Origin of the sequence: Bradyrhizobium sp., assembly GCF_052389815.1 — a bacterium.
Classification (GTDB): Bacteria; Pseudomonadota; Alphaproteobacteria; order Rhizobiales; family Xanthobacteraceae; genus Bradyrhizobium.
Window position 1 is genome coordinate 1 of record NZ_JBQTHN010000251.1, and the last position, 21,731, is coordinate 21,731.

Annotated in this window: 21 protein-coding genes; 9 read left to right on the forward strand and 12 right to left on the reverse strand. The window is 61.5% G+C overall.

The features are described from left to right. Nucleotides 1–252: hypothetical protein (locus ACT4OC_RS31835; RefSeq protein WP_444843064.1), on the forward strand; the 252-nt coding region annotated here is incomplete at its 5' end. Here the strand turns inward: ACT4OC_RS31835 and ACT4OC_RS31840 are convergent. Together ACT4OC_RS31840 and traA are read right to left on the reverse strand one after the other, a co-directional pair. Then, entirely contained in the window at nt 191–403 is a 213-nt protein-coding gene (locus tag ACT4OC_RS31840; protein ID WP_444843036.1) for a helix-turn-helix transcriptional regulator, read from the reverse strand. The genes ACT4OC_RS31835 and ACT4OC_RS31840 overlap by 62 nt on opposite strands. A 130-nt stretch (nt 404–533) precedes the next feature. After that, on the reverse strand, nt 534–3,491 hold the full coding sequence (traA, locus tag ACT4OC_RS31845) for a Ti-type conjugative transfer relaxase TraA (protein WP_444843037.1): 2,958 nt from the start codon (nt 3,489–3,491) through the stop codon (nt 534–536). A gap of 171 nt (nt 3,492–3,662) precedes the next feature. Here traA and ACT4OC_RS31850 point away from each other — a divergent pair, with 171 nt between their 5' ends. Both ACT4OC_RS31850 and ACT4OC_RS31855 read left to right on the forward strand, forming a co-directional pair. Further along, nucleotides 3,663–3,989 carry a conjugal transfer protein TraD gene (locus ACT4OC_RS31850; RefSeq protein ID WP_444843038.1) on the forward strand — a complete coding sequence of 109 codons (327 nt, stop codon included), beginning with the start codon at nt 3,663–3,665 and terminating at the stop codon, nt 3,987–3,989. A 1-nt stretch (nt 3,990) separates the two neighbouring features. Then, nucleotides 3,991–4,257 carry a conjugal transfer protein TraD gene (locus ACT4OC_RS31855; RefSeq protein WP_444843039.1) on the forward strand — a complete coding sequence of 89 codons (267 nt, stop codon included), beginning with the start codon at nt 3,991–3,993 and terminating at the stop codon, nt 4,255–4,257. A 461-nt stretch (nt 4,258–4,718) separates the two neighbouring features. On the opposite strand, the gene ACT4OC_RS31860 is transcribed toward ACT4OC_RS31855, so the two are convergent. From ACT4OC_RS31860 to ACT4OC_RS31900, 9 genes are read right to left on the reverse strand one after another with little or no spacing between them, the layout of a single operon-like run. Further along, nucleotides 4,719–7,040 carry a molybdopterin cofactor-binding domain-containing protein gene (locus tag ACT4OC_RS31860; RefSeq protein WP_444843040.1) on the reverse strand — a complete coding sequence of 774 codons (2,322 nt, stop codon included), beginning with the start codon at nt 7,038–7,040 and terminating at the stop codon, nt 4,719–4,721. After that, nucleotides 7,037–7,516, reverse strand: coding sequence for a (2Fe-2S)-binding protein (locus ACT4OC_RS31865; RefSeq protein WP_444843041.1), 480 nt, complete (start codon nt 7,514–7,516; stop codon nt 7,037–7,039). Before ACT4OC_RS31865 ends, ACT4OC_RS31860 begins: the two co-directional genes overlap by 4 nt. Then, nucleotides 7,513–8,382, reverse strand: coding sequence for an FAD binding domain-containing protein (locus ACT4OC_RS31870; protein WP_444843042.1), 870 nt, complete (start codon nt 8,380–8,382; stop codon nt 7,513–7,515). The genes ACT4OC_RS31865 and ACT4OC_RS31870 overlap by 4 nt, the downstream gene beginning before the upstream one ends. 5 nt (nt 8,383–8,387) lie before the next feature. Next, the gene (locus ACT4OC_RS31875; protein WP_444843043.1) at nt 8,388–9,170 is read right to left on the reverse strand and encodes an alpha/beta fold hydrolase; all 783 of its coding nucleotides are present in this window, start codon (nt 9,168–9,170) and stop codon (nt 8,388–8,390) included. Between the two features lie 11 nt (nt 9,171–9,181). Continuing rightward, the gene (locus ACT4OC_RS31880) at nt 9,182–9,901 is read right to left on the reverse strand and encodes an ABC transporter ATP-binding protein (RefSeq protein WP_444843044.1); all 720 of its coding nucleotides are present in this window, start codon (nt 9,899–9,901) and stop codon (nt 9,182–9,184) included. Further along, on the reverse strand, nt 9,891–10,634 hold the full coding sequence (locus ACT4OC_RS31885; RefSeq protein ID WP_444843045.1) for an ABC transporter ATP-binding protein: 744 nt from the start codon (nt 10,632–10,634) through the stop codon (nt 9,891–9,893). Before ACT4OC_RS31885 ends, ACT4OC_RS31880 begins: the two co-directional genes overlap by 11 nt. Then, a complete protein-coding gene (locus tag ACT4OC_RS31890; protein ID WP_444843046.1) occupies nt 10,631–11,632 on the reverse strand; it encodes a branched-chain amino acid ABC transporter permease in 1,002 nt (333 codons plus the stop codon). The genes ACT4OC_RS31885 and ACT4OC_RS31890 overlap by 4 nt, the downstream gene beginning before the upstream one ends. Then, nucleotides 11,632–12,492 carry a branched-chain amino acid ABC transporter permease gene (locus ACT4OC_RS31895; RefSeq protein ID WP_444843047.1) on the reverse strand — a complete coding sequence of 287 codons (861 nt, stop codon included), beginning with the start codon at nt 12,490–12,492 and terminating at the stop codon, nt 11,632–11,634. Before ACT4OC_RS31895 ends, ACT4OC_RS31890 begins: the two co-directional genes overlap by 1 nt. 24 nt (nt 12,493–12,516) lie before the next feature. Next, a complete protein-coding gene (locus ACT4OC_RS31900; protein ID WP_444843048.1) occupies nt 12,517–13,737 on the reverse strand; it encodes an ABC transporter substrate-binding protein in 1,221 nt (406 codons plus the stop codon). Nucleotides 13,738–13,962: 225 nt separating this feature from the next. On the opposite strand from ACT4OC_RS31900, the gene ACT4OC_RS31905 reads away from it, so the two are divergent. Together ACT4OC_RS31905 and ACT4OC_RS31910 are read left to right on the forward strand one after the other, a co-directional pair. After that, the gene (locus tag ACT4OC_RS31905; protein ID WP_444843059.1) at nt 13,963–14,598 is read left to right on the forward strand and encodes a GntR family transcriptional regulator; all 636 of its coding nucleotides are present in this window, start codon (nt 13,963–13,965) and stop codon (nt 14,596–14,598) included. 40 nt (nt 14,599–14,638) lie between these two features. Beyond that, nucleotides 14,639–15,712 carry an amidohydrolase family protein gene (locus ACT4OC_RS31910; protein ID WP_444843049.1) on the forward strand — a complete coding sequence of 358 codons (1,074 nt, stop codon included), beginning with the start codon at nt 14,639–14,641 and terminating at the stop codon, nt 15,710–15,712. Between the two features lie 153 nt (nt 15,713–15,865). Here the strand turns inward: ACT4OC_RS31910 and ACT4OC_RS31915 are convergent, their stop codons facing one another. Further along, nucleotides 15,866–16,543: a TetR/AcrR family transcriptional regulator gene (locus ACT4OC_RS31915; RefSeq protein WP_444843050.1), complete on the reverse strand. Its 678-nt coding sequence runs from the start codon at nt 16,541–16,543 to the stop codon at nt 15,866–15,868. Nucleotides 16,544–16,695: 152 nt separating this feature from the next. Between ACT4OC_RS31915 and ACT4OC_RS31920 the strand changes: the two genes are divergently transcribed. Genes ACT4OC_RS31920 through ACT4OC_RS31935 form a run of 4 tightly spaced genes read left to right on the forward strand, consistent with a single transcriptional unit; the run spans nt 16,696 to nt 21,721 of the window. Then, on the forward strand, nt 16,696–17,559 hold the full coding sequence (locus ACT4OC_RS31920; RefSeq protein WP_444843051.1) for an FAD binding domain-containing protein: 864 nt from the start codon (nt 16,696–16,698) through the stop codon (nt 17,557–17,559). Nucleotides 17,560–17,579: 20 nt separating this feature from the next. After that, nucleotides 17,580–18,068 carry a (2Fe-2S)-binding protein gene (locus ACT4OC_RS31925; protein WP_444843060.1) on the forward strand — a complete coding sequence of 163 codons (489 nt, stop codon included), beginning with the start codon at nt 17,580–17,582 and terminating at the stop codon, nt 18,066–18,068. Further along, nucleotides 18,065–20,437 carry a xanthine dehydrogenase family protein molybdopterin-binding subunit gene (locus ACT4OC_RS31930; RefSeq protein ID WP_444843052.1) on the forward strand — a complete coding sequence of 791 codons (2,373 nt, stop codon included), beginning with the start codon at nt 18,065–18,067 and terminating at the stop codon, nt 20,435–20,437. Before ACT4OC_RS31925 ends, ACT4OC_RS31930 begins: the two co-directional genes overlap by 4 nt. A 33-nt stretch (nt 20,438–20,470) precedes the next feature. Beyond that, nucleotides 20,471–21,721: an ABC transporter substrate-binding protein gene (locus tag ACT4OC_RS31935; protein ID WP_444843053.1), complete on the forward strand. Its 1,251-nt coding sequence runs from the start codon at nt 20,471–20,473 to the stop codon at nt 21,719–21,721. Nucleotides 21,722–21,731: the final 10 nt, after the last annotated feature.

Consider the following 21,731-nt stretch of genomic DNA (forward strand, 5'->3'; position numbering starts at 1 on the left):
TATCCCTTCGTCGTGGGTTGCGAGCGCTGTGCGTATCCAATCCGCTTTTGTCTGCTTTATATGCCACCCCCGGGGCGGCGTCTGGCGGTCATGGCCTATGCCGCGAAGCGGGGGTGCGACAGCGCCAGCCTTTACGGCCTGACGCCGGTCCGGTTCACTGCCTGTCAGCAGCAAGCGAGCACAGACCTCGTCACTCCGCATCTGACTCGCGCTTCGGACGCCATCCAACCGGATCAGCGACCCATCGGTTGATCTCGGATTCCTTCCATCCCGCGCCGTTGACGCTGATCCTGATCTGGGGCGGGAACGTGCCCTCGGCGATCTTGCGGTAGATGGTGGAGCGGGACAGCCCGGTTCGGGCCAGGACGGTCTTCAAACGGATGATACGGTCCGGTTCTCGCACGGCTGGCCTGCCTCCTGCTGACTGTTTCTGACGGCTGCTGGGGCCAAGACAGGACAGGCATTCAGATGAATGCAACGGCGTTCGGCACGGCATAGCGCGGTGGCGTAGAGGTGGCGGCAAATCGGCGGGTTCAGAGTCCGATGCTGCGGCCTCTGCCCAGGTCGATACCGTGTGTGAAGGCGAGTTCGTCGCCCAGCCGACGGCCCGAGCCGAAATTGCCGCCGATGCCGAGTTCGCGCTTACGGTTGGCGAGCAGGGATTCAAGCTGCGGATCGCGTTGCAGGCTTTTGGCCATGTCGCCCATCGCCGAGCGCGTCGCCTTGTAGCCCGACATGTCACCCGCCTGATACTGACGCTGGCTGGCTCGGTCGAGCTTCTGCCAACGTTCCACGAAACGGTCGGCGCGGCGGCTCGGATCGGTACGGATTTCGGTTTCGAGTTGGAGCGCGCGGATGGCGCGGTTGACCTGGCCGCCGGCCGCCTCGCGAACAAGTTCTGGGTTCCTCTTGTAGGCGGCTTCGGCGTCGTGCGAGCCATGGGGGCGCACCGCCTCGAAGACCTTGCGGGCCTCCTGCAATTCCCTCACCTGCGTCGGGCTGGCCTTGCCGCCCCGCTCCTGCACACCGAAGATCGCATCCACGGCGCCGGCATGACGTTTCAGGGCATCGGTGCGGGCCTTACGCAGCGCCGCTTCCGGGTCTTCCGCCGCCTTCCTTTCCGGCGCTTCCCGTTCCAGCCTCCGCGCGTCGTCCGGGCCAGGCACGGCTTCGGCAGACGGCCGCAGGCCGTCGAACATGTTGCGTACCTTCTCCGGTACGACCTTGCGCACGATCTCGGCCACGCGCTCGCGGAAAGTGATGCCCCGCCGCTCGGCATAGTTTTGGGCGGGATCGGCCCGCTCATAATCCGACGCCATGTCCTTGGACCGGTCGCGCGACAGGGTGCGGGTAAGCCGGTCCTGACTGGCAAAATCGTCGCGGCCGTAATGCAGGTCCACGCCGTCACGGTGCCGCGACAAGGCGACATAGCTGCCGTGAGCGTCCATGCCCGGTGTCGCCAGAACATGGGTGCGGTCCACCGTCATGCCCTGCGCCTTATGGATGGTTGCGGCATAGCCATGGTCGATCCGATTATAGTATTTGAAGTCGAAGGCGACATTCCGCCCGTCTTCGGTACGCACGGACATGGACTGTGTGCTGACCCGTTCGATGGTCGCAAGCGTGCCGTTCTTCACGCCAAGCCCGCGCTCGTTCTGCAGGAACATGACGCGATCCCCGCTGGCGAAGTCTCGCGCGCCGCGCTCGACCGTCAGACGCACCTCATTGCCGAGATCGCCGGCAGCCCGCATCCGCTCGCGCGCGGCCTCATTGAGGGCGCGTACCTCATCGTTGGTATGGGTGAGAATGATCCGGCTCCGGTCCGGCGTCGCCTGCCGGTCGCGGTCCCAGCGATCGATCAGATCGCCGCGCGCCTGCTCGCGGGTTTCGGCCTCATGCACGCTGCCACGGGTACGATAGGCTTCCAGCGCAATGCCGGTTCTGCCGGTTGCCAGATCCCGTGTGGCCTCCCGCTGCCAGTCCTCGCGCTGGCGGCGTACCTCGCCGATTTCCGCACCGCCATGGCGATCGTGGATCGACCGGAACGCCGCACCGGCCTCGATGGATTGCAACTGCCAGATGTCGCCGACCAGCACGACCTTGGCCCCGGCCTCTGCCGCGTGGGACAGTACCCGTTCCAACTGGCGCGTACCGACCATGCCGGCCTCGTCGATGACAAGGACATCGCGCGACGTGAGCAGGTCGCGGCCCTGGCCCAAGCCATGTTCAAGGCTGGCGATGGTGCGGGACGCGATGCCCGATCCCGCTTCCAGATTCTCGGCCGCAATGCCGGACAGCGCCGCGCCCCGGACCTCGTAACCGGCCGCTTCCCAGGCCTCCCGCGCCACGCCCAGCATTGCGCTCTTTCCCGTCCCGGCATGGCCGACCACGACCGACAGATCGTGTCCATCCGTGACATGCGCCAGCGCGTCTACCTGCTCGCCGGACAGGACAAGGCCGCGCTGTTCGGCATGGACCAGGGCGGTCTGGCGGTGCCTGTCATTCACGTGATGGCGTTCCCGTCCGTCCATCGATTCCGCAGCGCGGTGCAGGCGCCGTTCGGCCTCGATCATCCGCCGGGTGGTGAAACGGTCCTCGCCGCGTCCGTCCTTGCCGAGTTGGACCAGATCGGGCGCGCTGCCCATCGCGCCCATCACCTCGTTGAACTGGTCGATCCCGTCACTGTGCCGGTGCGCAAACTTTGCCATTTCGCGACGCGTGAAGGTCGACTGCTGCTGCGTGATGGCATCCAGCCCCACCATAGGATCGACAATGATGCGCTCGCCATTGCCGCGCGCGATCTCACGGTGCATTTCCGCGCGGTCGGCGGCTTCCACGCCTCCATTCTCGATGCGCTGCGCGGGGGCGCCGATCTGGCTTTGCGGCTCCAGTGCAATGCCCTGCGCCTCAAGACTGCGATGATCGATGCGCGCGTCGATATCGAGTTCGGCCAGACGTTCATTGGCCAACTCCGCCCAGCGCTCACGCCAACGCTCCACCATCTCCGTGCGGTTCCACTCCCGCACTTTCGGGCCAAAACCGTCTTCGTTGACTGACCGCATGCTCAGCATGACATGGGCATGGGGTTTGGCGAGGCCGTCTTCGCCGATATCCCGGTGTACGTTAAGATCGGCGATCATGCCCCGATCCACAAACTCAGACTGCACGAAGTCCCGGGCCAGTTTGATGCCCTGAGCCTGCGTCATCTCCCGCGGAAGGGCGAATTCGACCTCGCGGGCAAGCTGCGCGTCCTTGCGGACTTCGAACGCCTCGACATCGTTCCACAGTCGCTCGCGGTCACTCCATTTCTCGGGAGCGTGCTCCGGCAGCATGACTTCAGAATGGACGACGCCGTGCTTGGCGGAAAAATCGTGGCTGCCGTCCAGGCGCTCGTCGCGCAGCCGCGACCCCGAGCGGTAGGCGGCGGACGCTACTGCGCTGCTCCCGGCCTTGCGGCCAATGACCTTGACGTGAAGATGATAGATCGCCATCGCGACCGGATCATTGACACGGCCAAGTGTACGTCGGAACGACGTATAAGCGCGCCCTCGAAACTAATTTCTCGGGACTGCCCACGCCGTCCCGGACTGTCCCGGCAACCTTACAGCGTTTGGTCACGCGCTCAACTATAACAGCTGCGTCAACAGCTTTGGAGATGGCACATGCGCAAGCCACGGGACTTTGACGCGGAACTGAAGGCGCTGGAAGACAAGGCGCGTGCGCTGAAAATCCGCAAGGTGCAGCAGCTCGGTGAACTGGTCATCGCCACCGGGGTCGATACATTCACTGCCAATGAACTGGCAGGCGCGTTGATCGTGCTGACCGAGACGAAAGAGGCGGGAAAGAGGGAGGCATGGGCCAGGCGCGGGGCCGCGTTCTTTCAGGGACGGTCGCGGCGATCTGCACCGGCAACTGACCGCGACGCCGGCATCGCTCCGGCGCAACCGGGCGGTGCGCAACCGGTGTCAGGCCGCAAGGGCGCGACATGACATGCGCACATGGCAGGTCGAGCGCCGCAAGCGAACGCGGCATCTCATCGAACTCGGCGGACTCGTCGTGAAAGCTGGTGTCGTGGACCTGACCGGCGACGACCGCGCCACCATTCTCGGTGCGCTACTCTGGATCGCCAACAAGTTGCAAAGCAATCAGGGCGAACAGGCGCGAGCGCTGTGGGCAGCAAAGGGAAAGCAAGCGTTCGAAGCGGCCCCGGCAGCACGCAAGGGAACAGATCGAGCTATCCCAGCGGTTTGTCCTTGAGATACGACGTTGGTATGTCAGCCGAGCGACTGTGCGATGCGACTCCGCTTGGGGAGTGCTACCCTGATCGATAACCGATCGATAGCACAGGCCGCTCGGTATTTCGCGTTGTGTTGGCCTGCCAATTCGCACAGGATCGTGTGCAGCCTCACTGGTACAGCCAATGATGGATTGGAGCGAGAGTTCAAATATTTCAATGCATTAGAAGGCGCCGTGTGCACGATGTGTGCACCGAGAGATCAAAGAAAATCCAAAGACAGCTGGTGTGCGGAGGCGCCCGCTAAGCGTTGGTCGCTCGCCAAGCGAAGCGCTTGTTGAGCACAAGCCGTGGTCGAATTCGAAGGCCGTACGCGTGAGAGACGTTGCGCTGGGCGTCTATTCCGGCAGACGCTATGCGCGGACATTGATGCGAGTATCTCGGCGACGGACTTACGATGCTGAATAGCCTTGCGGGCTTCTCGTCAGTTCCCGTCCAGCCATGTCACGATGTGCTGAGGCGAGATCGGATGAAACGAAATAAACGGTCCGTCCGGTCCCAGAGCATCCTCTACGGCTGATATCACGCATGCGGCGGCCGGAATGGTGCCACCTTCACCCGCGCCCTTGACGCCGATCGGATTCCGCGGGGAAGGCGTTTCCATATGAAAGATTTCGATCCTCGGCATTTCCGAAGCCATCGGCAGGAGATAGTCGCCGTAAGTGGTCGTGAGCGGCTGTCCTTCTTCGTCGTAGATCATGCGCTCAAATAGCGCATTGCCAATGCCGTGTACGACGCCCCCACGGATCTGGCCGTCGACAATCATTGGATTGATCAGCCTGCCGCAATCGTGGACCACTACGTAGCGAACTACGCTGACATCTCCGGTTTCGGGGTCGACTTCGACCTCGCAGGCGTTTGCGCCGTAGGCAAATGTCAGGGCATTGGAGTTGAAATATGCCGTCGCAGCAAGATCAGGCTCCATGTCGCCCGGCAACGGTACTCCTGTATTTCCAGAAAGCGTACGAGCGATCTCGGACAGTTTGATTTTCATCTCCGGAATGCCCTTCACGTGCACTGCACCTCCGTCGAGCTCCAGGTCGTGTTCGTCCACTTCGAGCAGATGTGACGCGAAGGCGATGGCCTTGGCCCGCACCTTGTGCGCAGCAAGTTGCACCGAAGAGCCTGCCGTGACCGCAATGCGGCTAGCGATGGTAGAGATGCCGAGTGGGAATTTAGCGGTATCGGCGCTTTCAACCGTCACGTCTTCGAGTTCAACGCCCAGCGCCTCTGCGGCAATCTGCGCAAATGCCGTACGATGGCCCTGGCCCTGGCTGGATGCGCCGGTGGCGATGATAACCTTGCCGGCCGGCGTCACGCGAACGGATGCCCCTTCGAACGGCCCGAGTCCGGTGTCTTCGACGCAGGATGCGATACCCAGCCCGCGCAGCTTGCCGCGTCGGTTGGCTTCGCTGCGCCGCGCTTGGAAATTCGCCGCGTCGATCTTGTCGAGAACGAGATTCAGCGCGCCGACATAATCGCCGCTATCATAGGAGATCGGCGAACCGTCGCGTGCCTTCATGCCAGTGGTGTAGGGCATCTGGTCGGCGCGGATGAAACTGCGGCGCCGAACCTCCTGCCGGTCCATGCCAAGATGGCGCGCGACGCGGTCGGCGAGGCGCTCGAGCAGGAATGCGACATTGGGTCGGCAAGCCCCACGTACCGGCGACGTTGGCACCAGGTTGGTGAGGACGACATCGATCGACAGATCAAGTGCTTCGAGGGCATAGGGACCAGGAAAGCTGGCGAGGGCGGTGGCGGGTAGGATCAGGCCATAGGGGGCGTAGGCGCCATTGTCGTGAATACAGCGCCCGCGGATCGCGCGCATACGTCCGTCATTGTCGAAGGCGACGTCCAGCGTCCAGGTCTGGCCGCGTTGTTGAGTCGTGGCGACAAAATGCTCCTGGCGATCCTCGATCCATTTCACGGGACGTCGGCTCTTGATGACGGCGAGCGCGACGGCGAATTCCTCGGCATAAACGTTAGCCTTCGGCCCGAACCCGCCGCCAACATCGGGCGTCATAACCCGAATGTCGTTCTCGTCGCGCTTCAGATAGGCGGCGAGATGCCGCCGGACCATGTAGGGCGATTGCGAGGAGGTCGAGATGGTCAGCGTATCGGTCAGCAGATCGATGTTTGCGACCACGCCGCGGCATTCCATCGAATGGCAGCCGCCGCGATGAATGTCGAAATGCTCGGTCAGCACATGATCCGCTTTGGCGAATACCCCTGTGCAGTCACCGAAGCCAGCCTTCATCGTGGCTGCGATATTGCTGGCGTGTTGTGAGTGCGCCTTGGGTGAATTGGGCTCGCAGGCGAGGGCGGCATCCGACACCGCGGGCAAGTACTCGATATCGAGCGTCACTGCGGCAGCGGCATCCTCGGCGTTGGCGCGGTTATCGGCTAGAACGATGGCGATGGCTTCGCCGACATGACGAACCTCCGTGTCGGCCACGGGATGATAGGTGATCGGCGTCTTCAGAAGCGGATGCGGTGCAATTGGAGGCATCGGGCCGTGTGCGATGTCCTCGAAATCCGCCATTGTGTAGATCGCGGTCACGCCCGCCATCGCGAGGGCGTCGCTCGTGTCGATGCTGCGGATCCTGCCATGGGCAAAGCTCGCGCGCACAAAGGCGGCATGCAGCATGCCGGGCAGCTCGATATCGTCGACATATTGGCCTTTGCCCGCCAGCAGGCGTGCATCTTCCAGGCGGGCGACAGCCGCTCCAAAGTAGCGTGCGCTCATGTCCGGTCTGCCTTGGTAGCTGCGACGTCCAGCGCCGCCTGCACGATGCCCTCATAGCCGGTGCAGCGGCAGATGTTGCCTGAGATCGCGATCCTGACGTCCTGCTCGGTCGGCGCGGGCGTGGCGCGCAAGTAGGCTTCGAGTGTCATCAGCATCCCCGGAGTGCAGAATCCGCACTGCAGGCCATGATTGGTTGCGAAAGCCTGCTGTAGTATCGACAGCGCTCCAGGCTTGCCTAGGCCCTCGACAGTTTCCACAACGGTGCCGTCGATCTGAACCGCCAGCATGAGGCACGATCGCACCGGCGCGCCGTTCACGATCACGGTGCACGCGCCGCAGACACCGTGCTCGCAGCCAAGATGCGTGCCGGTCAGCCCGAGCGAGTGCCGCAGAAAGTCGCCCAGATGAATCCGCGGATCGACCTTGGCCTCGCGTCGTTCGCCGTTGAGCGTGAATGTCACGGAATGTTCGGTCATGACGGCCGCCGCATTGTAGTGCAGGCCTCGTTCAACGCCCGGCGGATCAGCACGCCGGCCAGATGACGTCGATAGTCGGCGGTCACATGGACGTCTTCCATCGCATCGAGCGCGCTGGCTGCGGCAACGACGGGTTCGATGTCGAGACTGTCAACATGCTGACCGAGTAACGCTCCCTCGGCATCGGCTAATCGTCGTGGAGAAGCCTCGACACCGAATGACAGAAGCGCTGCGCGCGTAATCCGGCCGTCCCTGTCGGCCTCGAGAAGGGCAGCACCGCCCGCAACGGCGAAGTCACCATGCCGCCGCGCATATTCCGCGAAACCGTAGCCGTGGCCGTTGGCCCATGGCTTGAAGCGAAGCGCTTCGAGAAATTCCTGCTCGCCAAGAGCAGACTGCAACAATCCTTCAAACCACGCGCTTGCGGGAACGACATGGCGGCCGTCTGGCCCCGAGACGACGAAGTCCGCCTCAAAGGCCGCGCAGATTGCGGGCTGCTCGGCCGAAGGATCGAGGTGGCAGCAGCTCCCGCCGATCGTACCGCGGGCGCGGGTCTGAATATGGCCGACATGCTCGAGCGCGCGCGCTAGAAGCGGGAGTCGGGATCGAACGATCTCCGACGACAGCACGTCCGTCTGGCGGGTCATCGCGCCGATCTCGATACCGTCCGCCGTTTCCTTTATTCCCGCGAGTTCGGGAATGCGGTTGATGTCGATCAGATGGTCGGGTGCGATCACCCGCAAATTCATCATCGGCATCAATGACTGTCCGCCCGCAAGAATCTTGGCGTTGTCCAGACGGGCCAGCAGCGCACCGAGTTCTTCGCGCGTTTGCGGACGGTGATATTGAAAGGGCGATGCTTTCATCAGATTTACTTCAGGTCGAGGAACTTCGCGATAACCTTGATGAACGCTTCGGGGGCCTGCGCCATCGGAGCATGGCCGCATCCTGGCATTTCGATAAGGTCGGCTTTTGGCAGCGCTCTTGCCAGCGTGCGCGCCATTTCAGGCGGCGTCGCGGCGTCCCGTTCGCCCACCACCACCAGTGTCGGGTTACGAACCTTCCCGATATCGGCGGCCAGATCGAGGGCTGCCAGCGCGTGACATGCTTCGGCGAAAAATTCCGGATTGGTCTTGACCAGCGCATTGCGCCGCTCGACCATAATGTCAGGATTGACTGCGATGAAGTCTTCCGGAAACAGCCGTTTCAGAGCCACATCGACGATCGCTTCCATGCCGCTTTGGCGCACGCGTTCAGCCATCGCATAGAACGACTGCTTGCCTTCCGGTGAGAAGCCGACGCCGGTGTCGGCCAGGACCAGCCGGTCGAATTGCGCGCCATAGCGAATGGCCAGCGTGCTGGCGACAAAGCCGCCGAAGCCATTGCCGAGGACGTCGGCCGTCGTTTCAAGGCCGAGCGCATCGAACAGGCCGGCAATGCGATCGGCAATCCCCTCGATGGTGGCGCCGGCCGATGACGACCCGCCAAATCCCGGCAGATCGGGAACAATGACACGTCGCTGCTGTGCAAGCGCAGGGACGATCTTGTCGAATATGGCTCGATCTGCAAGCAACGAGTGCAGCAGCACGATTGGTTTACCGGCGCCCGTTTCGACGATATCAAGGACCCCCTCACGCAAGCGAACGGATGCCATTCTTCAGCCTTTCAATAAACGCCGAGCAACTGCTCGACCAGACGATCGTTGGAGCGCAACGAGTCAACGCCTCCGGCGTGTGCGACGTAGCCGGTGTTGAGAACAACGACTTCGTCCGCGATGTCCAGCGCCAGCTTGATGTTCTGTTCGACGAGAATGATCGAAAGGCCGCTGCTGCGAAGTTGCTTCAGAACCGTTGCGACCTCTGCGACGATCTGGGGCGCCAATCCTTCCGAAGGCTCGTCAAACAGAATCACGCGCGGATTTGTCATCAAGGCCCGGCAGATCGCGAGCATCTGCTGTTCGCCGCCGGACAGTGAGCCGGCCAGTTGCCGCTGGCGTTCCGACAGCCGGGGGAAGGTCGCATAGACCTGCTCGAGACCCCAGCCGCTGTTGTCACCGGTCTTGCCGCGCCGAGCCGCCACCGTTAGGTTCTCGAATACGGTCAACGACGGAAAGATACGCCTTCCTTGCGGCACGAGGCCGACGCCCTTCAGCGAAATGGCCTCAGGTGACAGGCCCGCGATGGACTGGCCAAACAGATCGATGCGCGTGGCCTTGGCCTTGATCAGCCCCATGATCGCACCGATGCAGGTAGTCTTGCCGGCGCCGTTGCGACCGAGCAGTCCAAGGACGTGCCCCTTCTTCACATTGAAGGACAGGTCGTGCAGGACGTGGCTTTCGCCGTAGAAAGCGTTGAGGCCGCTGATCGTGAGCGCGTCAGTGTCCAAGATACACCTCCCGGGTCCTCGGATCGGCGACCACGTCGGCGCGGCTTCCTTCCACGACGACCTGTCCGTGCTGCATCACCGTGATCACGTCGGCGAAGGCGAGGGCGACGTCCATGTCGTGTTCGATCAGGACAATGGTAACGTCGCGCGGAATGGATTGAAGCAGACGCTGAACGTCCTGACGTTCGTCGGCGGAAAGGCCAGCCAACGGCTCGTCGAGCAGCAGGAGTTTTGGCCTTTGCGCGAGCGCCATCGCGATCTCGAGCCGCCGCCGTTCGCCATAGCTCGTCTCCGCCACGGTTCGGTCCGCAAGATGTTCGAGGCCGACAAGGGCAAGGGTTGCGCGCGCTTCATCCCAGAGCGGCGTCTGGCGGCGCAGATCGGACCATGGATTGAAGCGAATTTCCCGCAGGCCGACGAGTGAGATGACGACGTTGTGGAGCAGCGTGTTCTTCGAAAACAGCGTGATGATCTGGTAGGTTCTCGCCATGCCGAGATGGGTGCGCTGGTTGGCGGACTTCCTGGTCACGTTCTGCCCGAAGATCCGGATTTCGCCCTGCGACGGCGAGAAGTCGCCCGCGATGAGATTGAAGAACGTCGTCTTGCCGGCACCGTTGGGGCCGAGCAGCAGCCGCCGTTCTCCAGCCGGAATACGCATCGAGACATCGCGGACGGCTGGCAGCCCGCCGAAGAAGCGATAAAGTCCGGTGACCTCCAGAACAGGTGTCGTCATCGGGCGGAGTCCTTGGCGATGGAGAGCGTATCCGCACCCTTGTCTGCGCTTGGCCGGTTCCTCAAGGAGCGCACCCAGCGCGTAATGCCCGGCACCAGACCTTCGGGCATGAACAAGACGATCACGACAAAAATGACGCCAAGCAGAATTAGCCAGCGTGTGATGTAGGCGCTGACGACATTCTTGAGGATGACCACCAGCGCGGCGCCGACCACGGGCCCAAGCAGCGTGCCGGTGCCGCCGGCGATGACCATCAGCAGCGTTTCGGCCGACGTCGTGAGATGCAGCGTCTGGGGGCTGACAAACTGGTGGTAATAAGCATAGAGCAGGCCGGCGACCGCCCCCCAGAAACCGGCGAACACAAAGCTCAGCCACTGAATTAGCCACACATTATAACCCAGCGCCCGCATGCGTCGCGGCTGATCGCGAGTGCCTTGCAGGCTTTGCCCGAGTGCCGACCGGATGAAGCGCGCGATGCACCACAGCGCTAGACCGAGGAAGGCCAGAACGAAATAATAGAAAATGGCGGGGTCCATCAGGTTGAGGCCAAATGGGTGAGGCCGCTTGAGTCCGCCCAGCCCGTTGTCGCCGCCGGTCAGGCTGGCCCATCGATAGGCAACGCCCCACAGGATCTGGCCAAGCGCCAGCGTAATCATCAGAAATCCGAGACCTGATGCGCGTAGCGCCAGAAAACCGAACAGCATCGCCAGCACTGTCGTCGCTCCGATGGCGATCAGTGCGCCCGCAAGATGCCCGAAACCTGCATGGGCGGTGAGGTAAATAGACAGATAGGCCGTCACGCCGAGATAGGCGGCATGACCTAGCGATATCATGCCGCCGAAGCCGATCAGCAGATTGAGGCTGAGTGCGAGAATTGCCGCGATCACGACCTGGCTTGCGATGTTGACGTAGTAATCCGATGTCACCAGCCACGGCAGCGCCAGCAGCGCGGCGATCGCAAAGAGCCATGACAGCACGTTGAAGGACGGGGCGCGCATCAAATGGCCTGCCTTCCGAACAGGCCGGTCGGCCGCAGGGTGAGCACCAGGACCATTGGCAGGAAAAGGATCACGTAGGCGAGATCCGGAAACAGCGCCTGCCCATAGCTGTAGATGAAACCGATGATCAGGCTGCCGACAAATGCGCCGAGCAGACTGCCGACGCCGCCCAGAATGACGACGACCAGCGCAAGCGGCAGCATGTCGGAATCGAGGCCGGGATACACCGAAAGGATCGGTCCGGCCAGCACGCCTCCGGCGCCCGCCAGCGCCGAGCCGAGACAGAATACCGCGGAGAACAGTAGCGAAGTCCGGATGCCCATGGCGCGGGCTATGGGCAGATCGTCGACGCCGGCGCGGATCATTGCGCCGAGGCGGCTGCGTTCAAGCAGGAACCAGAGTGCGGCAGCCAGCGCGAACGCTACGCCAATCACGAACAGGCGATAGATCGGAAACGCCAGATTCGAGACGCGAAACGCGCCCGCCAATTCCCTGGGCATCGGCACCGGACGCGGATCGCCGGTCCAGATCCAGACGCAGGTGTCGGCGATGATGAACGCGATACCGAGCGTCACCAGCACCTGCGCCAGCGGCTGGCCGTTCAGCCGGCGCAGGATGAAGCGCTCGATCACTGTCCCGAGGATGCAGATCGCGCCGCCGCCGATCAGGATCGCGATCCAGAAATTCACGCCGGCCCCGATCGCCGACAGTCCGACATAGGCGCCGAGCATGAAGTATGCGCCATGCGAGAGATTGACGATGCGCATCAGGCCGAAGATCAGCGAAAAGCCTGACGCCAGAATGAACAGGAGGGATCCGAACGCCAGACCGTTCAAACCCTGAATGATCCAGAAATTCATGCGGATCCCTCCCGGCGATGCGAATTACTTCGCCGGCGCCCAGTCGCGCGAATAGACGGGGCTCTTGAGGAATTCGTCCGGCCCGTAGGTCCAGAACTGGTTCACCGCTGGATAGGTCTTGATGACGGTGTTCTGCAATCTTCCGTCCTTTTTCTCGACCTTGCGGATCGCGACATCGAGGATCGGCTGACCGTATGTGTCGAGCTTTACCGGGCCATAGGGACTTTGGGAAATGTTGACGTTGCGCAAGGCCTTCATGAAGGCGGCCTTGTCGGAGATGTCGCCCTTGACCTGTTCCAGCGCGTTGTTGAGGAACTGACAGGCCATGTAAGCGCCGACGGTGTAGTAGCCCGGATCGGCGCTGTAGGCCTTGCGCACGGCTTCTACGAACTTCTTGTTGGCGGGAGTATCTGTTGCGGCGCTGTACCAACCCGACGAGATCACGCCGACCGCCTCTTCGCCCATGCGCTTGAGAATGCCTTCGTCGACGGTCGTCATGGCGCCGAGAACCGGTTTCTGCATGCCGTAGTTCTTGTATTCACCGAGAAACTTGATGCCGTTACCCCCAGCAAACGCCGCGAAGACTGCATCGACGCTCGGATCGATCTGCGTAATGTAGGTACCGTATTCCGCGGCGTTGAGCGGCGACCACAGCTTCTGGACGATCTTGCCGCCGTTCTGCTCGAACGAGCGCTGGAAGCCAGCCGCAATTTCATGGCCAAATGCGAAGTCGTCGGCGACGATCGCGATCTTCTTGTAGTGCAAATCCTTCGCGGCATATTCGCCGAGTGGGTGATGCGCCTGCGCCGACGTGCCGACAGCGCGCACGAACCAGGGATTGGGCTTGCGCTGGGTCAAATCCTCTGCGGCAGCAGAAGGCGAGATGATCGGCGTCTTGGTTTGCCGGATATAATCGTCGATAGCGAGCGCCTCGAAGGCCGCCAGCGGACCGATTAGCACCTGCGCGCCGTCGCGTTCGACCAGTTCCTGGGCCTTGGTCTTGGTCACGGCAGGTTGGCCAGCCGTATCGGCGGTGATGATCTCGATCTTGCGCCCGGCCATTTCGCCGCGGTGCTCGTCCATACACAGCTTCAGGCCTTCTTCCATTTGCCGGCCGCCGGCGGCCAACGCGCCTGACCTGACCGTCATAAAGCCGACTTTGAGCGCTTCGGCAGCCTGCAGCGGCGTCAAAGCCGTCCACGCGGTGAGGATTGTCGTCGATAGAAAGATGCGGGTACGCACCATGCTGAATCTCCCTTGAGCCGAGGCTTGATACATCTCATTTTATAATTTTACCTCTTTTTAGGATGTCACCGAACGATCCCAGGAGTCAATTGCTAGATAAAAACTCCGAGTTTAAGCCATTTTATTGGTGAAATTGGACAGAAATAGCAATACGATCCGAGGGGTAGGGAGTTCGACTAGAATCGTGATATCTTACGATTTTGAAAAAATGGCAATGTGACTGAGATGCAGGGACAGCGAATCTACGATTTCCTGAGGCGGGGTATTCTGACTTGTGATCTGCCGCCCGGCCGCGAATTGCGCGAGCAGGAACTCGCCCAGCAGTTCGATGTCAGCAAGTCGCCGGTGCGCGAGGCGCTCCAGCACCTTGTCAGCGAAGGACTGGTGATCGTCATTCCTCGTCAGGGCTATCGCGTGTCGCCAGTGTCGTTGCGGGATGCCAACGAGATCTTTGCGTTTCGCCAGGCGCTCGAACTCGCGTGTATCGCGGAGGCGGCCAAGAGCGCGTCCGACGAGGAATTGAAGGCGCTCGATCGGTTTCGCGAGTTCGATGGCGACTACGAAAACGAGTTCATCAACTACAACCAGGAATTTCACTGCGTTCTCGCGCGATGCTCCAACAACGACCGGATGGCACGGACTACCTGCGAGCTGATCGAGGAGACTGAACGTCTTGTCAGGATGAGCGTAGCCGCGGTTCGCGGACCCAAGGCACACAAGTTCGTCGAGGAGCACAACGCCATCATTTCAGCGCTTCAGGCGCGAGACTCGCGCCGCGCGGTCAGCTTGCTGAAGGCTCACGTTTCAGCGGCCGTTAAACGGTTCAGCACCGCGCTGGAATGGACGGCAATGCAGGCCTGAGCACAGTCGTTTCGACGATCTTCAAGAACGGGACATGTCAATGATCGACCGCAAAAATCGCTATGGCCTTACCGCAGCCCGCATCCATGACGCTGACGGTCGCGCCCGGCGTCCGTCGTCCCCGACGATCGATATTCATTCGCACATCTTTGTCCGCGAAGCCGCCAGGGTTGCACAGCCTCACATCGACATCAGCCGTATTTCGCTGGCCCACTTCGCCGACGACGCGACCAAGGCGATCAATGCCGGTCAAGAAAAAGATATCATGGAGGTGATGACCACAATTGACCGGCGAATGCGTGATCTCGACAAGATGGGCATCGATATCCAGGTTGTCGCTCCCGCGCCAGGGCAATGCTACTATCATCTCGATACGAAAATCGCCGAACAAGCACATCGCATCGCCAATGATGGCATGGCGGAATTCTGCTCGCGCCGGCCTGATCGGTTTCTTGGCCTGGGTGGGATTACGCTGCAAGAGCCCGAGTTGGCCGTGCGCGAACTCGATTATGTCATAACCCACCTGAAACTGAAGGGTGTTCAGATTTTGACCAACGTCGATGGGAGGGAGTTGTCCGATCCGGCTTACCGCCCATTCTTCGCCAGGGCCGAGGAGCTCGGTGCATTCATCATGCTGCATCCCAATGGTTTCACGCACGGAGAGCGTCTGACGAAATTTTACTTCAACAACATAGTGGGCAACCCGCTCGAGACCACGCTAGCGCTGCACAACCTGATCTTTAGCGGAACGTTGGCGCGTTTTCCTGACCTGAAACTGATGGCTGTGCATGGTGGCGGCTATCTGCCGGCCTATTCGGGTCGCATCGACCATGCATGGGGCGCACGGCAAGATTCCCGTGGTGATCTACCGCTGCAGCCGACAACGTATTTGCGTCAGGTCTATCTCGACACCGTTGTCTTCAGCTATCACCAACTGGCCTATTTGCTCAACCTGTTCGGTCCCGATCGGATCCTGATGGGTACCGACTATCCCTATGACATGGCCGAATACAATCCGATCGGTCACATCGCCGGTGTCGACGGCATGGACGAGACGACATTGGCGCAATTAGCCGGCGGCAATGCGATGCGGCTGTTGCAACTCGATTCTTAGCTCGGCCGCACCGTTGGCGGTCGTCATTAATGAGACCGATCGCTGGCGAAGAAGCCGCGGTTATCGAAGCAAATACCTACCCGATTAGGGCCGCATAAGTTGGCGGCCACTATCGACTTGAGCGTGCCGAGCGAAACGCATTGCGCATCGAGATCAGGGCTTACTTCTGGATGAGACAAGCTCACACATCAGAGGCTTCGAGCCTTCGAGAAATACCCTGACGGCGTCAACGACGACGTCATCCAGCTGCGTCGGCGTCGGGGTCTGATAGACGAAACGCCGGATGGCAATGTAGAAGATGCGACCATGCAAGCCCCAGAACATTTCCACCTCGCGTTCCGAGAGTTTTACTTCATCGATCGGAGGTAGCTTGAGGTCGTGCCGCATTTCGCAGCAGGCGGGCTCGATGATTTCCTTTCGAATGATCTCGAGATAGCGTTTGGTGATGTCAAAAGACTTCATTCCAGAGAAGACGAATATCCTGACCCAGTTGTATTCGAACACTCGCTCGACGTACTCCAGATAGAATCTTGTCAGCCTCGCCTGGAGTGGCAGACTCCGGTCGCGGATCAGGTCGCTCCATGATGGCGACCACCGGCTGAGATAGATCTCTTCATACACCCGCTCGATCAAAGCCTCCTTGCTCGGGAAGTGGCGGTAGATCGCGGAATGGGTAATGCCCATGCGCTTGGCAAACTCGCGCGTTTGTCCGCCGAATCCCTGCTCGGCAAAAAATCGCACGGCTTCATCGACGATGAAACGTTCTCGTTCAGCGGCGCGCATATTGCGGCGCGGCGCCTTCTTCGTTGATCTTACTGTTTTCTTTGCCATTTCGCGCTTCGTGTGGCGGAAACCATACCGATACTCCATTTCTTAAAAGTGACCAAATGGTCGGTTTTAGTTGACTTGGGAAAACTGCCGTGCTGTAAATGTGAGACCAAGTGGTCACAAATTTGGTTGGATCAAACAGGCGGGAGTTCGCTTTGAAGGCGCGGGCATTTAGCTACGCACGGCCCTCCACCGTCATGGAGGCGCTGGAGGCATTCGCGAGTTCTCGCGAAGATGCGAGCTACATTGCTGGCGGCCAGAGTCTGGTTCCGGCGCTCGCCTTGCGTTTGCAGGCGCCGCAACTGCTGATCGACATTGCCCATATCGAGGCGCTTCGCGGCGTTGAGCTACAGGGGGACTGGCTACGCATCGGCGCGCTCACCCGGCATTGCGAAGTGCTGACGGATCCGCTGATAGCTCGTCACGCGCCGCTCTATCACGCGGCGGCGCCGCACGTCGCGCATCCGGCGATCCGGAACAGAGGCACGATCGGTGGCAGCATCTCTCATTCCGATCCTGCGTCGGAGTTTCCTGCGATGACACTGGCGATGGGCGCCGAATTGGAACTCGTCAGCCGCACGGGAACGCGCCGCGTCGCCGCCGATGACTTTTTCATCGATCTGTTTCAGACCGCCATCGAACCCGGTGAGCTGCTCATCGCCATCCACGTGCCAGTGATCCGGCCAGGACATCGATGGGCCTTTCATGAACTCTCCCGTCGGCGCGGGGACTATGCGCTTGTCGGCTGCGGAGTTCTGGTCGAGGTCGCGGACGATCTGGTCGCGCAGGCCCGCATCGTGTTCTTTTCCGTTGGGAACACGCCGCTGCGTGCCCGGCAGGCCGAGCAATCGTTGATCGGAAAACGTTTGGACGAGGCCGCGGTGGCCGCAGCGCAGGCGTTGGTCGACGGCGACCTCGACCCGCCCGAGGATGAGCATGTGCCGCCTGCGATGAAGCGCCACCTCGCGCGCGTTCTGCTGGGGCGACTGCTCGGCGAGGTCATGAGGCAAGACCCGTGAGCGAACCGGTCAATGTCAGCATGACGGTCAATGGAAACAGAGTGTCGTGCGGTGTTGAGCCGCGCGACACTCTGGCGGACTTCCTGCGCGAGACGCTGGAGCTCACTGGGACGCATACGGGCTGTGAAATGGGCGTATGCGGGGCTTGCCTGGTCGTCGTCGATGGACGGGTCGTGCATTCATGCTTGATGTTCGCGGTGCAGGCGGGCGGTTCGGTGATCGAGACCGTGGAGGGCCTGACCGAACGCGCCGCGATTGCCGATCTTCAGGATGCCTTCCATCAACGTAATGCCTTGCAATGCGGTTTCTGCACGCCGGGGATGCTGATGACGGCTTACAGCCTGCTGTCGCAGCCCGGAATTCCCACGCGCGACGAGATCCGCGATGCGCTGTCGGGCAATTATTGCCGTTGTACCGGATATGAAGCGATCGTGGATGCGATCGAGAACGTCGCCCGTGACCGCGACGCGGCCTCCATTGCGCAGACGCGTGAGGAGGCCAGCGCATGAACGCACTCACCTCGCTCGATCGTCCGAGCTCCTACATTGGCCGCTCGGTCCCGCGGCCCAACGCCAAGCGGCTGCTGGCGGGCCGCGGCCGTTACGTCACCGATATCGTGCTGCCGCGCATGCTGCATGTCGCCTATGTGCGCAGCCCTTACGCCCATGCGCGGATCGTCTCGATCGATGCGCAAGCCGCGCGCGAGATGCCCGGCGTAAAACTGGTCGCCACGGGCAGGGATCTGGCGCGGCTGTGCACACCATGGGTCGGGACCATGGAGCATTTCAAGGGCATGAAATCGCCGCCGCAGCTGCCATTGCCTGTCGACAAGGTCGTGTGGTCGGGGCAGGCGGTGGTCGCCGTCGTCGCGGAGACAAGGGCGTTGGCCGAGGACGCCGCCGAGACCATCCATGTCGAATTCGAGGAGCTTCCAACTGTCGTCGATATCGACGCCGCCCGCGAGCCCGGTTCGCCTGTCATCTCTCCTGCACTGGGCGACAATCTTTGCTTCCACGGCAAGATCGACACCGGCGGTGTGGACGACGTCTTCGCCAACGCCGCGCATATCGTCGAGGAGGAGTTTCACTTCGGGCGTCATACTGCTGTGACCATGGAGCCGCGCGCTATCATCGCGGATTATGACGCCAGCGAGCCGCAGCTGACAGTGCATCATGCTACGCAGACGCCTTATCAGTTCCAGAACGTCTATTCGCGCCATTACGGCATTCCAGAATCCCGTGTGCGGGTGATTGCGCCGGATATTGGCGGTTCGTTCGGCATGAAGCTTCATATGTACCACGAGGACATGGCCGTGGTCGGCCTCAGCATCATGCTTGGGCGTCCGGTGAAGTACGTAGCCGACCGCATCGAATCTTTCGTCTCGGACATCCATGCGAGGGATCATCGCGTCCGGGCTCGCATGGCGGCTGATGCCTACGGCGAAATTATAGCAATGGATGTGGAAGATGTGACGGCCATCGGCGCCTTCTCCGCCTATCCGCGCACGAGCGTCGTCGAGGGCAATCAAGTTTACCGGTTGATGGGCGCGCCTTACCTGCTCAGGAATTACCGCGCCGATCTGCAGGTGGTGTTCCAGAACAAGGTGCAGATGAGTCAGTACCGCGCCGTCGGGCATCCGATCGCCTGCACGGTCACCGAACGACTCGTCGACATGATCGCCGGGAAAACGGCGCGCGACGTTTTCGAGATTCGCAACCGCAACCTGATCCCCGACGATGGCTATCCCTGTACGTCGCCGACGGGCTACCAGTTTGAAGCGCTCTCGCACCATGCATGCCTCGCCAAGCTGCGGCAGATGATGGACTACGACCAGCTGCGCGCCGAGCAGGCGGAACTCCGGACCAAAGGCATTCATCGCGGCATCGGTATCGCGACTTTCGTCGAAATCACCAATCCCGGCCCGGCATTCTACGGCGTCGGTGGTGCGCGGATTTCCTCGCAGGACGGCGCGATCATCAAGATCACGCCGTCCGGCGATGTTCGCTGCCTGATTTCGGTGACGGAACTCGGACAGGGCACTGAAACGATTATCGGGCAAATCGTGGCCGAGCATCTCGGGGTCGACCGTAATCGCATCAAGGTCATCACCGGCGACACCGAAACGACGCCGCATGGCGGTGCCACCTACGCATGCCGCGGAGCCGGCATCGGCGGGGAAACCGCATTGCAGGCGGCCAGAAAGCTGAAAGAGAAGGTGCTTTCGGTTGCGGGCGCCATTCTGCAAGAGGCGCCGGCGAATCTCGACATCCAGAACGGCTGGATCGTCGAAACGGCAACGCTGCGCCAGCGCGTTGAACTCTCCGAAATCGCACGGATCGTCTACTTCCGGTCGGACACGCTGCCGCCCGGTACCCAGGCCCAACTTTCAGTCGCCCATCACTACGCGCCCCAGGGCTATCCCTTTGCCTTCACCAATGGAGTGCAGGGGTGCCATCTTGAGCTCGACGTCGAAACCGGCCTCGTCAACATCCTGAAGGTTTGGGTCGTGGAGGATTGCGGGCGCATCATCAATCCGCTGCTGGTTGACGAGCAGATTCGCGGAGGCGTCGTTCAAGGGCTCGGCGCCGCCTTCTTCGAGGAATGCGTGTATGGCGAGAATGGCCAGCTCACCAATGGCTCGCTCGCCGATTACCTCGTTCCGATGGCCGTCGAGATGCCTGACATCGTGATCGGGCATGTGGAGACACCGACACTCGACACCCAGCTCGGCGCGAAAGGCGTTGGCGAAGCGGGTACCGCCGCCGCGTCGGCAGCGGCACTGAACGCGGTAAACGACGCGATGGCGCCGTTCGGCGGCTCGATCGCGCAGTTGCCAATGACTCCTGCACGAATTCTCAAGGCGCTTGGATACATCTAACGAACAAACAAACGCACTCGATCGGAGGACACCATGACCGATAGCATTCGAAACATCACGCGGACGAGTATCTCGCGGCGTCGTGCCTTGGCGGGGCTGGGCGCCGGCGCCAGCCTCGTCGCCATGCCGTGGATCGCACGGGCGGCCGATGATACCATCCGTATCGGATTTCCAACGCCGCTCACCGGACCGTTCGCGGCCGAGGCCAAGGATCAGGTCAAGAGCGCAGAGCTCGCCGTTAAGCAGTTCAATGACAAGGGCGGCATCAACGGCCGCAAGATCGAACTGCTGGTTCGCGACGACAAACTCAATGGCGGCGAGGCGGCGACCCGCACGCTGGAGCTCATCGAGAAGGACAAGGTGCATGCGGTCGTTGGATCATTGTCGAGCGCGGTGCAACTCGCCGTCAACGAAGTGACGCGGGCACGTGGCGTCATCTACGTCTCGATCAGCCAATCCGACACCATCAATGAGGTCAAGGACTTCAGCAAGTATACGTTTCATGAGGCGCTCAACCCGCATATGACGGCGGGCGCCGTGGCGCGGCACAGTTTCAAGAAGGGCACCAAGGTTGCGCATCTCGTGGCCGATTATGCCTACGGCCATGAAATGTTGCGCGGCTTCAAGCGGGAGCAGGCGGCGATCGGGGCCGAAACGGTCGGCGAGATACTGCATCCGTTCGGCGCGGCCGATTACTCTACCTTCATGCCACGTTTGCGTTCGATGCGACCCGATTTCCTGTGCATCAGCAATTTCGGCCGCGACCAGGCGAATTCGATCAAGCAGGCCGTTGATTTCGGCTTGAAGCAGCAGGCCAGGATTGTCGTGCCAGTCATCCTGCATAATCAGCGGCTGGCGGTCGGCCCCGATGTGTTCGAGGGCGTCATCGGTGGCGCGAACTATTACTGGGGCCTCGAGAGCCAGCTCCCGAGCGCGAAGGCATTCAACGATGCCTACCGGGCAGCCAATGGTGGCGCGATTCCGACCGACTACGGCGCCTATGGGTATACCGGCCTGTCATCGTTGCTGATGGCCATGCAGGTGGTCGGCGGCACCGATACCGACAAGGTGATCGCGGCGCTCGAGGGGTTGAAGTACGACGTGGCCAAGGGTCCGCAAAGCTACCGGAAGTGCGATCACCAGTCGGTGCAGTCCGTCCTGGTGCTCGAGTCGCAGAAAAAGGCCGACATGAAGAGCGACGCCGACCTGTTCAAGGTCGTCGCCAACGAGCCTTCCTCCGAGAAAGCGCTGCGCAGCTGCACCGAGCTTGGGTTCCCCGCCTAACGAAAGCGTC

Bases quoted from the DNA above. Each gene is read 5' to 3' on its own strand.
- traA (WP_444843037.1), bottom strand. From the start codon at position 3,491: ATGGCGATCTATCATCTTCACGTCAAGGTCATTGGCCGCAAGGCCGGG.
- ACT4OC_RS31850 (WP_444843038.1), top strand. From the start codon at position 3,663: ATGCGCAAGCCACGGGACTTTGACGCGGAACTGAAGGCGCTGGAAGAC.
- ACT4OC_RS31855 (WP_444843039.1), top strand. From the start codon at position 3,991: ATGCGCACATGGCAGGTCGAGCGCCGCAAGCGAACGCGGCATCTCATC.
- ACT4OC_RS31860 (WP_444843040.1), bottom strand. From the start codon at position 7,040: ATGAGCGCACGCTACTTTGGAGCGGCTGTCGCCCGCCTGGAAGATGCA.
- ACT4OC_RS31865 (WP_444843041.1), bottom strand. From the start codon at position 7,516: ATGACCGAACATTCCGTGACATTCACGCTCAACGGCGAACGACGCGAG.
- ACT4OC_RS31870 (WP_444843042.1), bottom strand. From the start codon at position 8,382: ATGAAAGCATCGCCCTTTCAATATCACCGTCCGCAAACGCGCGAAGAA.
- ACT4OC_RS31875 (WP_444843043.1), bottom strand. From the start codon at position 9,170: ATGGCATCCGTTCGCTTGCGTGAGGGGGTCCTTGATATCGTCGAAACG.
- ACT4OC_RS31885 (WP_444843045.1), bottom strand. From the start codon at position 10,634: ATGACGACACCTGTTCTGGAGGTCACCGGACTTTATCGCTTCTTCGGC.
- ACT4OC_RS31890 (WP_444843046.1), bottom strand. From the start codon at position 11,632: ATGCGCGCCCCGTCCTTCAACGTGCTGTCATGGCTCTTTGCGATCGCC.
- ACT4OC_RS31895 (WP_444843047.1), bottom strand. From the start codon at position 12,492: ATGAATTTCTGGATCATTCAGGGTTTGAACGGTCTGGCGTTCGGATCC.
- ACT4OC_RS31900 (WP_444843048.1), bottom strand. From the start codon at position 13,737: ATGGTGCGTACCCGCATCTTTCTATCGACGACAATCCTCACCGCGTGG.
- ACT4OC_RS31905 (WP_444843059.1), top strand. From the start codon at position 13,963: ATGCAGGGACAGCGAATCTACGATTTCCTGAGGCGGGGTATTCTGACT.
- ACT4OC_RS31910 (WP_444843049.1), top strand. From the start codon at position 14,639: ATGATCGACCGCAAAAATCGCTATGGCCTTACCGCAGCCCGCATCCAT.
- ACT4OC_RS31915 (WP_444843050.1), bottom strand. From the start codon at position 16,543: ATGGCAAAGAAAACAGTAAGATCAACGAAGAAGGCGCCGCGCCGCAAT.
- ACT4OC_RS31925 (WP_444843060.1), top strand. From the start codon at position 17,580: ATGACGGTCAATGGAAACAGAGTGTCGTGCGGTGTTGAGCCGCGCGAC.
- ACT4OC_RS31930 (WP_444843052.1), top strand. From the start codon at position 18,065: ATGAACGCACTCACCTCGCTCGATCGTCCGAGCTCCTACATTGGCCGC.
- ACT4OC_RS31935 (WP_444843053.1), top strand. From the start codon at position 20,471: ATGACCGATAGCATTCGAAACATCACGCGGACGAGTATCTCGCGGCGT.